This window comes from Rhodococcus sp. (in: high G+C Gram-positive bacteria) (genome assembly GCF_049299235.1).
Classification (GTDB): Bacteria; Actinomycetota; Actinomycetes; order Mycobacteriales; family Mycobacteriaceae; genus Rhodococcus.
This window is the reverse complement of the sequence record NZ_JBAQXC010000302.1, coordinates 1-12420: the sequence shown is the minus strand read 5'-3', so window position 1 is coordinate 12420 and position 12420 is coordinate 1. Positions and strand designations below refer to the sequence as shown.

The window sequence follows — 12420 nt, the reverse complement described above, 5'->3', positions numbered from 1 at the left end:
GTTTCCGGCCCTCACACCGTTCCGGAGCAGGTCGGCCGGGTCGGAACGGACGGGCGCACCGATCAGTCCTCGCCGGGATCGCCCAGTTCCGGATCGACCACCTCGGGTTCGACACCCAGATACGTAGCGACCTGGTGGACGAGGACATCGTGGACCAGATCGGTCAGATCGTCGGGATCCTGCGCACGCAACTCGAGCGGTCGGCGGAACAGGACGATGCGCGCCCTGGTGGCAGCGCCGCGACGGTCGATGCCGGCGGGGACGAGGCGCGACAGCGGCACCGGGCCGTCGGCGACGACCTCGTCGGGCCAATTCACCGAGTCCGGATCCAGTGCCCGGATCTTCGGAACCTCGTCGACCGCGATATCGAGTTTCGTGAGGCGGTCGTGCCAGTGTGCGTCGATCGGTGCGAACGCACCGAGTACGAGCTGGTCGAATTTTTCGGCGCGCGAGCGCCATACCGGCAGGTCGTGCGGGAACATCGGGCCGCGGATTCCGCGTCCACGACGCGCGACGGATCGGGACGTCACGGGGCTGGATCGGCGAACGCGAGGCATGCACGCGACAGTACGACACGAAATTCGAATTGCGCTGATCCGGTGTGTCCGGATAGTCGGGGCGCGGCGGGCGCGCTACGCTCCCATTCGTGAGAACACTGCGTCGATGCTGCCGGCCTGGGTGCAAGAACCCTGCTGGTGCGACGCTGACCTACGTGTACTCGGATTCCACGGCGGTCGTCGGCCCGCTGGCCACCGTCGCCGAGCCCCACTCGTGGGACCTGTGTGAGTTGCACGGCTCGCGGATCACCGCGCCGAAGGGTTGGGAACTGGTTCGGTACGAAGGTGCCTTCTCGTCGGGAACACCGGACGAAGACGACCTGACTGCTCTCGCCGAGGCCGTACGGGAGGCAGGCCTGGGTGATCGTGGCCACGTGCGCGGCGATTCCCGTGAGGTTGATTCCACACCGCGGCCGATCGCCGCGCAGGCGAACCGTACCGGCCGTCGCGGGCACCTGCGTGTGCTCCCGGACCCCACTGCCTGATCGCTCCACTGCCTGATCACTCCACTAGGCTGATCGCTGCTGCGCTGCCAACGGTGGCGCGCGTAGGTTACGACGATCAGGAGCGAGAACAATGGCGAGATCTGCCGAGTCCGTGGCCGCCGTCATCAAGGCGTACGACATTCGGGGCGTGGTCGGCGACCTGATCGACGCGGACTTCGTTCGCGAGGTCGGTGCGTCGTTCGCTCGGCTGGTGCGCGACACCGAACGTCCCGCGAACCGGATCGTCATCGGTCACGACATGCGTGAATCCTCTCCCGACCTGTCCCGTGCATTCGCCGACGGCGTCACCGCGCAAGGCCTGGACGTCGTGTATATCGGGCTCGCCTCGACCGACCAGCTGTACTTCGCCTCCGGCCTCCTCGACGCCCCCGGCGCCATGTTCACCGCCAGCCACAACCCGGCTCGCTACAACGGAATCAAGCTGTGCCGTGCCGGCGCCAAGCCCGTCGGACAGGACACCGGTCTCGGCACCATTGCCGCCGAACTGGTGTCCGGGGTGCCCTCCTACGAGGGTGCTGTCGGCACGGTCACCGAACGCGACGTGCTCGACGAGTACGCGTCCTTCGTCCGCGGCCTGGTCGATCTGAGTGCACTGCGCCCGTTGACGGTCGCGGTGGACGCAGGAAACGGCATGGGCGGTCACACGGTGCCTGCGGTGTTCGGTGATCTTCCTCTCGACCTGGTGCCGTTGTACTTCGAACTGGACGGCACCTTCCCCAACCACGAAGCCAACCCCCTCGACCCCGCGAACCTCGTCGACCTGCAGAAGTTGGTGCGTGAGTCGGGCGCGGACCTCGGCCTGGCATTCGACGGCGACGCCGACCGTTGTTTCGTCGTCGACGAGCGCGGCGAGCCGGTCACCCCGTCGGCGGTCACGGCCCTGGTCGCGACCAGGGAGCTCGCAAAGGAGCCGGGGGCCACCATCATCCACAACCTGATCACGTCGCGGGTGGTTCCCGAACTTGTCACCGAACTCGGTGGTGAGCCGGTCCGCACCCGCGTCGGCCATTCGTTCATCAAGCAACAGATGGCCGAGACCGGAGCGATCTTCGGTGGCGAGCACTCGGCGCATTACTACTTCCGGGACTTCTGGGGAGCCGATTCCGGGATGCTTGCGGCGCTGCACGTGCTGGCCGCGCTCGGTGGGCAGGAGCGCCCGCTGTCCGAACTCATGAGTTCCTACGAGCGGTACGCCGCGTCGGGTGAGCTGAACTCGACGGTCGGCGACGCCGCCGCCCGCACCGACGCTGTTCTCGCGGCATTCGCGGACCGCACCGAATCGGTGGACCACCTGGACGGGGTCACCGTGAACCTGCACGGCGATGCGTGGTTCAACTTGCGTGCTTCCAACACCGAACCGCTGTTGCGTCTCAATGTCGAGGCACGCACAGCGGAGGAGGTCGACTCGTTGGCGACGGAAATCCTGGCCATCGTACGTTCGTGACGGAACAGTTCGTGACAGGGATAATCGACTGTGCCCGGTCTGCCACATCGGGTACGGCCGGGGCGGCCGGAACGGCCGAAGGAAGGTGGTGCAGTGATGACCGCTCCCTCGCCGCTGTTCGACTTCGATGACGCCGGCGCGCTGATCGCTGTCGACACCGACGGAATCCTGCGCATGTCGGCGCTCGGCGGCGCGCAGATCCGTGCGACGGCTGCCGCGATCGACGAGCATGTGCTGGACCGGTTGCACGATGTGCATCCGCGTAGCGTCGTCTTCGTCGGTTCGGACGCCCGATCCGCGCGGGCCGCTGAACTGGTCGTCGCGCTGCTGACCGGCCGTGCGGCAGTGCCGCTCGTCACCGCACCCACCACACCGACCTGGGTCGGCCCACTCGACGTGGTAGTGGTCGCCGGCGACGACGCCGGCGATCCCGCGCTCGTCGAATCTGTTGCCGCGGGGCTGCAGCGCAGCGCCGAGGTCGTCGTCGACGCACCCGACGAGGGGCCGATCCGTGCAGCTGCCGCCGGACGAGCGGTACTGCTGCCTCCCCGTATCCGGGTCCCGTCCGCATATGCGCTGGCGCGCCATGTCGCGGTGTTCTGCGCGGTGCTGACAGCGATGGCCGCGACCCGCGTGCAGGCACACGTGCCGGAGTTGGCCGAGCTCGCCGACGCCGTCGACGCCGAATCCAGCCGCAACCATCCGTCCAACGAGGTGTTCCACAATCCGGCGAAGGCACTGGCGGTGCGGATGCAGTCGCGGCGGGTCACGCTCGCCGGGGATTCGCCCGCGACGGTCGTCCTCGCCCGCCACGGTGCGGAGATGCTGCTGCTCGGTGCGGGAATCGTCGCGACGGCGGCGGCGCTGCCCGATGTGCTCGCCGCGCGGGACCGATTGTCCGACACCGTCACCGGTACCGGTGAACCGTACGACCCCTTCTTCCACGACGAGCAGTTCGACGGGCCGATCCCGGAGGCGCCGGTGCGGGTGTTCGTGCTCAGCACGGACGACGATCGACGAGCCGCGCAGCGTCGTGCGGCGGCATTGCCGGATCTGGAATTGGTGTCCGTGGTGGGGGAAGCAGAATCGCGGACGGTTCCCCCACCGATGGAGCAGGCTGTGGTGCTCGCCGCGCGTATGGAGATGGCCGCTGCGTATCTGCGTCTGGCCGGGGGGCGATAGTGCACCGACTCGAAGGTGCGCTGCGCTCCTACGCCTGGGGTTCGCGCACCGCGATCTCGGAGTTGTGCGGACGCACGGTTCCCTCCGATCATCCGGAGGCGGAACTGTGGTTCGGCGCACATCCGGCCGATCCTGCGCGGGTGGTCTCGGAGAACGGGGGCACTGCTGTTTCGTTGCTCGACATCGTCGAGTCCGACCCGGAGCATCAACTCGGATCGGGAGCCGTCGAGCAGTTCGGTGCCAGGCTGCCGTTCCTGCTCAAATTGCTGGCCGCGGAGGAACCGCTGTCCTTGCAGGCGCATCCGAGTGCCGTTCAGGCGGCGCAGGGCTATGCCCGTGAGCAGGATCTGCGTGTGCCGCTCGATTCGCCGATCCGCAACTACCGTGATCCGAACCACAAGCCGGAACTCGTGGTTGCGCTCACCCGGTTCGAGGCACTCGCCGGATTCCGCGACGCCCGTCGCACCGTGGAACTGCTCGAGGCGCTGGGCGTGCCGGAACTGGACCCCTATGTGGGCCTACTGGCCGGACAGCCCGACTCGGACGGGTTGCGTGCTCTGTTCACGACCTGGATCACATTGCCGCCGCGGGTGCTCATATCGCTGTTGCCCCGTGTACTCGACGGTTGCGTGACCTACCTGGCGACGAGCGCACGCCCGCGGGTTTTCGCCGAGGAAGTGCGAACCGTCCTGCAATTGGCGGAGTCCTACCCCGGCGACGCCGGCGTGCTCGCCTCCCTGTTGCTCAACCGCATCACGCTGGAACCGGGGCAGGGCCTGTATCTGGCGGCGGGCAACCTGCACGCCTACCTGAGCGGCATGGGTGTCGAGATCATGGCGAACTCCGACAACGTGCTGCGTGGTGGTCTGACGCCCAAGCACGTCGATGTGCCCGAGTTGCTCAAGATCCTGGATTTCCGGTCGCCGGACGTACCCATCCTCGAAGCCGTCGCCACCGGTGGCGCCCCGTCCGGTGGTGCCGAAGTCGGCTACTGCACGCCGGCTCCGGAATTCGCGCTGTCGCGGCTGGAACCGGCGGCGGGCGACGCGGTGACGCTGGCGCCGTGCGGTCCGCAGATCCTGTTGTCCACAGCGGGAACGGTCCGCGTGGTGTGCGGTGACGCGGGCGTCGAACTGACACCGGGATGCGCGGTGTGGATTTCGGCGGCCGACCCGGAACTGACCGTTGCGGCGCTCACTCCGGGAGCGCAAGTGTTCCGGGCACGGCTCGGCAGGCTGCCGGTTCCCTCGTCCGCCTCCTGAGCCGGCAGCCACTCGCTTCCTCTGTGCGCCGCCTGCCCTGTGCGCCGCCTGTCCTGTGTGCCGCCTGTCCTGTGTGCCGCCTGTCCCGTGTGCCGCATTGACGGCGCGTGTGACGGCGTGACACCGTCGCGGCATGTCGATCGTGCACGAAACACCGTCCGCGGACGGCACCCCGCCCGCAGACGTCCCGACCGGTGGGCTGCCCGACGAGGGCGGCCGACGACGGGTCCAGTTCCACGAGGCGAGTCGAATGCTGCTGCGTACCTCGGTCCTCGACGCGATGCGGGACCTGTTGACCGTCCGGGACTGGCCGTCGATCACCATGACCGACGTCGCGCGTCGCGCCGGGGTGAGCCGTCAGACGCTGTACAACGAGTTCTCGTCCCGTCAGGGGCTGGCTCAGGCCTATGCGCTGCGGCTGGCCGACCAGTTCGTCGATGCGGTCGACGAGGCGATCTACGCGCATGTCGGCGACGCCCGCGCAGCGCTGTCGAGTGGTTTCGCCGCGTTCTTGGTGGGTAGCGGCTCCGATCCGCTGGTGCAGTCGTTGCTGCGTGGCGATGCGAAGCCGGACCTGCTGCGGCTGATCACGACCGATTCGTCGCCGTTGATAGATCGGGCGTCGGGCAGGCTCGTCGAGACGTTCCAGCGCAGCTGGGTCCAGGCATCGGAGAACGACGCGACGATCGTGGCGCGAGCGGTGGTACGTATCGCGATGAGCTATATCGCGATGCCGCCGGAGTCGGACCGCGACGTGGCCGCCGACATGGCTCATCTGCTCGGCCCGTTCCTCGATCAGGTCACCGGACGGAGCTGACCCGCCGCCGGGACCGACCGGTACGGTAGCGGCGCTCGTCGGCATGGTTGTATAGCCTGTTCGACGAACCGACTGCCAACAGGAGAGGCGCCCACACGTGTCCGACAACAAGCTCGTGGCCGACCAGCTGAACGGGATCGACTTCAAGGTCGCCGACCTGTCCCTCGCCGATTTCGGGCGCAAGGAGATCCGGCTGGCCGAGCACGAGATGCCCGGCCTGATGGCGCTGCGTCGCGAGTACGCCGAGGTGTTGCCGCTGAAGGGCGCGCGCATCTCGGGTTCACTGCACATGACCGTGCAGACCGCCGTTCTCATCGAGACCCTCGTCTCTCTCGGCGCGGAGGTGCGTTGGGCGTCGTGCAACATCTTCTCCACCCAGGACCACGCGGCAGCCGCGGTCGTCGTCGGGCCGCACGGCACCGTCGAGGAGCCCACGGGCGTTCCGGTGTTCGCATGGAAGGGTGAGACGCTCGAGGACTACTGGTGGGCGGCCGAGAAGATGCTCACTTGGCCGGCCGAAGTCGGCCCCGCGAACATGATCCTCGACGACGGTGGCGACGCCACGATGCTCGTTCTCAAGGGCGCCCAGTTCGAGAAGGCAGGCGTCGTGCCGCCCACCGACGAGGAGCGCGACTCCACCGAATATCAGGTGTTCCTGCAGCTCCTGCGCGGGTCGCTGGCCGCGGATTCCACGAAGTGGACCACGATCGCCGCGTCGGTACGTGGTGTCACCGAGGAAACCACCACCGGCGTGCTGCGCCTCTACCAGCTCGCGGCCGGTGGTGAACTGGTGTTCCCGGCGATCAACGTCAACGACTCGGTCACCAAAAGCAAGTTCGACAACAAGTACGGCACCCGCCACTCGCTGCTCGACGGCATCAACCGCGGAACCGACGTCCTCATCGGCGGCAAGGCGGCAATGGTCTGCGGCTACGGCGACGTCGGAAAGGGCTGCGCGGAGGCCCTGCGCGGTCAGGGCGCCCGGGTGTCCGTCACCGAGATCGACCCGATCAATGCCCTGCAGGCGATGATGGACGGATACGACGTCGTCACCGTCGAGGATTTCATCGGCAAGGCCGACATCGTGATCACCTCGACCGGCAACAAGGACATCATCACCTTCGATCACATGAAGCAGATGAAGCATCAGGCGATCCTGGGCAACATCGGTCACTTCGACAACGAGATCGACATGGCGGGCCTCGAGCGGGCCGCCGAGGTCACGCGGATCAACATCAAGCCGCAGGTCGACGAGTTCGTCTTCGGCGACGGTCATTCGATCATCGTGCTGTCGGAGGGTCGCCTCCTCAACCTCGGCAACGCGACCGGCCATCCCTCGTTCGTCATGAGCAACTCGTTCGCGAACCAGGTCATCGCCCAGATCGAATTGTGGACCAAGCCGGACGAGTACGACAACGAGGTGTACCGCCTGCCCAAGCACCTCGACGAGAAGGTCGCGAAGATCCACGTCGAGGCGCTCGGTGGCACACTCACCAAGCTGACGAAGGAACAGGCCGAGTACATCGGCGTCGATGTCGAGGGCCCGTACAAGCCCGAGCACTACCGCTACTGATTTCGGACTTTCGAGAACCGGACCATGGGCGTTCTCATCGTCGTCGAGGGACTCGACGGGGCAGGAAAGCGGACACTGTCCGCCGGTCTCGTCGAGTCCTGGCGTGCTGCCGGTTCCCGAGTGGCCACGCTCGCCTTCCCGCGGTACGGAAGGTCGGTGCACGCCGATCTTGGTGCCGAAGCGCTGCGTGGCCGCCACGGGGACACGGCGTCGAGTGTCGAGGCGATGGCCCTGTTGTGGGCACTCGACCGGCGTGATGCGGCCGACGAACTGCGTGCGCTCGTGGCCGACAACGACATCGTGCTGTTGGATCGCTATGTCGCATCGAACGTGGCGTACACCTCGGCACGCAGGCGCCAGGGGGCGTCGGGATCTGCCGCCGAGTGGGTGCACGAGATCGAGTTCGACCGGTTCGGGTTGCCGGTGCCCGACCTGCAGTTGTTGCTGAAGGTCCCCGTCGAGCTCGCGGCGCAACGAGCACGTGACCGGGCGGTCGCCGACGCGACCCGCGACCGGGACGCGTACGAACGCGACGGCGAACTCCAGATCCGCACCGGCGAGGTGTACGACGAGCTGGTTCACCGGAAGTGGATGTCCCCGTGGATGGTCGCCGGTCCCGACACCGATCCGGTACAACTCGCCGCACAGATCTCAAATCAGCTTCGACGCGGTGAAGGAGTGACACGATAGAGGATATGAAGCCGAGGATTCTCGTCGTCGACGACGACACCGCGCTGGCCGAGATGCTCACGATCGTCCTGCGGGGCGAAGGTTTCGAACCTTATGTCGTCGGAGACGGCACCCAGGCACTCGGTGCGGTGCGTGAGATCCGGCCCGACCTCGTTCTGCTCGACCTCATGCTGCCCGGCATGAACGGCATCGACGTGTGCCGGGTCCTGCGCGCCGATTCGGGCGTTCCGATCGTCATGCTCACCGCCAAGACGGACACGGTGGACGTGGTGCTCGGACTCGAATCGGGCGCCGACGACTACATGGTCAAGCCGTTCAAGCCGAAGGAACTCGTCGCACGGGTGCGGGCACGGTTGCGGCGCACCGAGCAGGAACCCGCCGAGATGCTGTCGATCGGCGATATCGCCATCGACGTGCCCGCACACAAGGTCAGCCGAGGCGACGAACTGATCTCACTCACCCCGCTCGAATTCGATCTGCTGGTCGCGTTGGCCCGCAAGCCCCGGCAGGTGTTCACCCGCGAGGTTCTGCTCGAACAGGTATGGGGTTACCGGCACGCCGCGGACACGCGACTGGTCAATGTGCATGTGCAGCGCCTGCGCGCGAAGGTGGAGAAGGATCCCGAGAACCCCGAGGTTGTGCTGACGGTGCGCGGTGTCGGCTACAAGGCCGGACCACCGTGATCCGTGCCTACCGACTGCGGCGGCGGATCACTCGGAGGACTCTGCCGCTGCTGAGGTGGTCCCGTGCGCTCAGCAGTTGGCTCGCCCACACGTGGCGTCGGTCGCTGCAGCTGCGGGTCGTGGTGTCGACCCTGACATTGTCGCTGGTGGTGATGCTGGTACTCGGTGTGGTGCTGACGAGCCAGATTACCGACCGCTTGCTCGACGTGAAGATCAACGCGGCGACCGAGGAAATGGAACGTTCCCGGGCGCTCGTCGAGGGCCAGCTCGCCGGTGCCGACGACTCCGGATCACTCGTCGTGCGGCTCGAGAGTGCCGCGGCCACCCTCACCAACCGGGGCAGCGACGCAGGCGAGGACACCGGGGTCGCGGGTACATTCGATCCGGTGCTCATCGTTCCCGGCGACGGGCCGCGCGCACCCACCTCTAGCGGCCCGGCCGACCAGATCCCCCAGAACCTGCGCGCCTTCGTGCAGAGCGGGCAGATCGCCTACCAGTTCGCGACCGTCGACGATCCCGACGGCTACTCCGGCCCCGCCCTGATCGTCGGTAGCCCCACGTCGTCGAACATCAGCACGCTCGAGCTGTACCTGGTGTTCCCGCTGGCGGGGGAAGAGAGCACTCTGGCGCTCGTGCGCGGAACGCTGCTCGTCGGCGCGCTGGTCCTGTTGGTGCTGCTCGCGGCGATTTCGATGATCGTCGCGCGTCAGGTGGTGCTGCCCATCCGGTCCGCATCGCGGATCGCGGTGCGCTTCGCCGACGGCCGGCTCAAGGAGCGTATGCCGGTGCGGGGTGAGGACGACATGGCCCGGCTGGCGATGTCGTTCAACGAGATGGCCGAAAGCCTGTCGCGGCAGATCACCCAATTGGAGGAGTACGGCAACCTGCAGAAGCGGTTCACCTCGGACGTCAGCCACGAACTGCGGACGCCGCTGACGACGGTGCGGATGGCCGCGGACCTGATCCACGACGGCAGCGACGAACTCGATCCGTCGCTCAAACGAGCGTCCGAACTGCTCGTCGCCGAACTCGACCGATTCGAGAGCCTGCTCGGTGATCTTCTCGAGATCAGCAGGCACGATGCGGGCGTCGCCGAACTCGCCGCCGAAAAGCTGGATCTGCGCATGTGCGCGCGAGCCGCCGTGTCCACAGTGCGGCACCTGGCGCGCGAGACCGCGACCGAACTCATCGTGGATCTGCCGAACGAGGCGGTCAACGCGGAAGTGGACCCCCGCCGCGTGGAACGTATTCTGCGGAATCTGCTCGCCAACGCGATCGACCACAGCGAGGGCAAACCGATCCTGCTGCGGTTGCGCGCCGACGACGACGCCGCCGCATTCGTCGTGCGTGACCAGGGTGTCGGTCTGCGGCCGGGGGAGGAGAAGCTCGTCTTCAATCGGTTCTGGCGGTCCGATCCCTCACGGGTGCGACGGTCCGGTGGGACGGGCCTCGGCCTGGCGATCAGCGTCGAGGACGCGAACCTGCACAACGGCAAACTCGAGGCGTGGGGTGAGCCCGGTCTCGGGGCGTGCTTCCGGCTGACGTTGCCGCGGGTGCGCGGGCGCAAAGTGTCCCGCAGCCCGCTTCCGCTCGTCCCGACGAGCACCCGGGCGGTACAGGGCAAGACACCCCCGCCGGCCACCGGTACCGCGGCGCCTGCTGTCGTCGAACCCGCTCCGCCCGAAGGAGCGCCCACATGACCCGCTCCGCGGTGCCGATACTTCTGTTGACGATCCTGCTCGCGGTGTCGGGCTGCGCGAATTTGCCTGCCTCGTCGTCTCCACAAGCCATCGGCACGATCGACCGAGAACCCGATTCCACGGAGGTCGCCGCCCCGGCACCCGGTCGCGAGCCGGACCTGCTGCTGCGTGATTTCCTGCTGGCCAGCACGGACCCCGCCAATCGACATCAGGCCGCACGTCAATACCTCACGTCGGGGATGACGAATCGCTGGGACGACGCGGCCAGTGCCACGATCGTCGAGAAGGTCGACGTGCTGCCGGAATCGCGCAGCGGCGACCGCGCCACCTACATGCTCCGGGCGACCCGGGTCGGCTATCTGGAGGAAGGTGGCCTGTACCGCGCGGAGCAGGGCCCGTACGAAGCGAAGATCACGCTCGTCCGGTCCGACGGCGAATGGCGGATCGACGAGCTGCCCCCGGGTGTCGTCATGGACCGACCGCAGTTCCTCAACACCTATCAGCGACGGTCCTTGTTTTTCGTCGATCCGTCCGGGCGGACCGTGGTTCCGGACCCACGCTGGATTGCGGGTACTCAGGAGCAGGCCGCATCGCAGCTCATCGGCCTCCTGGTCGAAGGCCCGAAACCGTCTTTGGAACCCGCGGTGCGCAACCTGCTCGACGGTGTCGGTGTCATCGGCCCCATCACCAAGGCGGACGGGCGCACCGCCCAGGTCGGGGTCGGGCTCGGCGGAATCAGGGTGGATTTCCGTGGCGTGGGCGGCCTCGGCAAGCAGGATCGTGAACTCCTCGCCGCCCAGGTGATCTGGACCCTCGCGAATGCCGAGATCTCCGGGCCGTACGTGCTGCTCGCCGACGGGCAGCCCCTCGACGAACGCTTCCCGAACGGATGGACGACCGCGGACGTGGCGTCGACGAATCCGTTGGCGACATCCAGCGCGACCATCGGATTGCACGCCGTGCGCGGGGGTGGGCTGGTCAGCGTCGCAGAAACAGGCGCCACGCCGGTTCCCGGTTTCTTCGGTCAGAGCACCGGCCTGCAATCCGTCGCGATCTCGCACGACGGTCAGTTGGTCGCCGGTGTCGTCGGCACCGGGCGGCCGGCGCCGGAACCGGCCGTCGAATTGATGATCGGCGGATACGGCGACGGGGAAGCCACGCGAGCGGTGGAAGGGAGTTCGATCAGCAGGCCGTCGTGGTCGATCGACGACAACTCCGTGTGGGCGGTCGTGGGCGGTAATTCCGTCGTGCGCGCCGTCCGTGAACCCGGGACGGGGCGGGTGACGGTGATTCCCGTCGATGCGGGTGCCATCCTGGCGCTCGGCGGGCAGATCTCCGAGCTGCGCCTGTCGCGCGATGGTGTCCGCGCCGCGCTGATCGTCGACGGCCGCGTGTACTCGGCGATCGTCGTCCAGTTCCCGAACGGCGGGTTCGCGCTGACCAGTCCGCGCGAGATCGCCACCGGCCTCGGCAGCCCGGCCCTCTCGCTCGATTGGAGCACGTCGGACACCGTGGTGGTGGCACGTGCCGCGTCCGACATCCCGGTCGTCCAGGTCGCCGTCGACGGTTCCCGGATGGACGCCTTGCCCAGCCGCAATCTGACGCCGCCGGTCGGCGCGGTGGAGGCGTCGACGACCACCGAGTTCGTTGCCGATTCCCGCGCGGTGTTCCAGCTCAACAACAGTGATCCGGCCGGTGACCGCTATTGGCGTGAAGTGCCCGGACTGGCGGGGTTGACCGCGATACCGGTACTGCCGGGCTGAGATCGGTCCGTGACTGTGACCGTGACAATCTGACGCATGTCGGTGCGGTCCGGCACAGTGCGTGCATGCTGCAGGCACTGCTGGACCTCGTGCTACCCGTCGAATGCGGCGGCTGCGCACGGCCGGGGATCCGGTGGTGCCGGCGCTGCGCCCTCGCCCTCGACGACGTTCCCGCGGCGGTGCGGCCCCGCGTCGATCCCGGTGTGCCGGTGTGGACGCTCGGCCCGTACCGAGGTGCCCACC

The 12420-nt window shown here is 67.5% G+C and carries 11 protein-coding genes and 1 pseudogene; 11 read left to right on the top strand and 1 reads right to left on the bottom strand.

The window, feature by feature from the left end:
* Window positions 1-62 precede the first annotated feature (62 nt).
* Window positions 63-557, bottom strand: a complete 495-nt coding sequence (locus WAX14_RS18170; protein WP_422629447.1) for a metallopeptidase family protein — start codon at window positions 555-557, stop codon at window positions 63-65.
* Between the two features lie 89 nt (window positions 558-646).
* Here WAX14_RS18170 and WAX14_RS18165 point away from each other — a divergent pair, with 89 nt between their 5' ends.
* From WAX14_RS18165 to WAX14_RS18115, 11 genes and pseudogenes are all read left to right on the top strand, one after another.
* On the top strand, window positions 647-1042 hold the full coding sequence (locus WAX14_RS18165; protein ID WP_422629446.1) for a DUF3499 domain-containing protein: 396 nt from the start codon (window positions 647-649) through the stop codon (window positions 1040-1042).
* A gap of 91 nt (window positions 1043-1133) precedes the next feature.
* Window positions 1134-2507, top strand: coding sequence for a phosphomannomutase/phosphoglucomutase (locus WAX14_RS18160; protein WP_422629445.1), 1374 nt, complete (start codon window positions 1134-1136; stop codon window positions 2505-2507).
* Between the two features lie 96 nt (window positions 2508-2603).
* The gene (locus WAX14_RS18155; RefSeq protein ID WP_422629444.1) at window positions 2604-3689 is read left to right on the top strand and encodes a tobH protein; all 1086 of its coding nucleotides are present in this window, start codon (window positions 2604-2606) and stop codon (window positions 3687-3689) included.
* Window positions 3689-4951: a mannose-6-phosphate isomerase, class I gene (gene manA / locus WAX14_RS18150; RefSeq protein ID WP_422629443.1), complete on the top strand. Its 1263-nt coding sequence runs from the start codon at window positions 3689-3691 to the stop codon at window positions 4949-4951. The genes WAX14_RS18155 and manA overlap by 1 nt, the downstream gene beginning before the upstream one ends.
* A gap of 133 nt (window positions 4952-5084) precedes the next feature.
* Entirely contained in the window at window positions 5085-5768 is a 684-nt protein-coding gene (locus tag WAX14_RS18145) for a TetR family transcriptional regulator (protein WP_422629442.1), read from the top strand.
* 97 nt (window positions 5769-5865) lie between these two features.
* The gene (ahcY, locus tag WAX14_RS18140; protein ID WP_422629441.1) at window positions 5866-7341 is read left to right on the top strand and encodes an adenosylhomocysteinase; all 1476 of its coding nucleotides are present in this window, start codon (window positions 5866-5868) and stop codon (window positions 7339-7341) included.
* A 24-nt stretch (window positions 7342-7365) separates the two neighbouring features.
* Window positions 7366-8031, top strand: a complete 666-nt coding sequence (locus WAX14_RS18135) for a dTMP kinase (protein ID WP_422629440.1) — start codon at window positions 7366-7368, stop codon at window positions 8029-8031.
* 5 nt (window positions 8032-8036) lie between these two features.
* Window positions 8037-8714: an MtrAB system response regulator MtrA gene (gene mtrA, locus WAX14_RS18130; protein ID WP_422629439.1), complete on the top strand. Its 678-nt coding sequence runs from the start codon at window positions 8037-8039 to the stop codon at window positions 8712-8714.
* Window positions 8711-10414: an MtrAB system histidine kinase MtrB gene (gene mtrB / locus WAX14_RS18125; RefSeq protein ID WP_422629438.1), complete on the top strand. Its 1704-nt coding sequence runs from the start codon at window positions 8711-8713 to the stop codon at window positions 10412-10414. The genes mtrA and mtrB overlap by 4 nt, the downstream gene beginning before the upstream one ends.
* A complete protein-coding gene (lpqB, locus tag WAX14_RS18120; protein WP_422629437.1) occupies window positions 10411-12177 on the top strand; it encodes an MtrAB system accessory lipoprotein LpqB in 1767 nt (588 codons plus the stop codon). Before mtrB ends, lpqB begins: the two co-directional genes overlap by 4 nt.
* Before the next feature lie 65 nt (window positions 12178-12242).
* Window positions 12243-12420, top strand: a pseudogene (locus WAX14_RS18115) (ComF family protein); the annotation flags it as partial.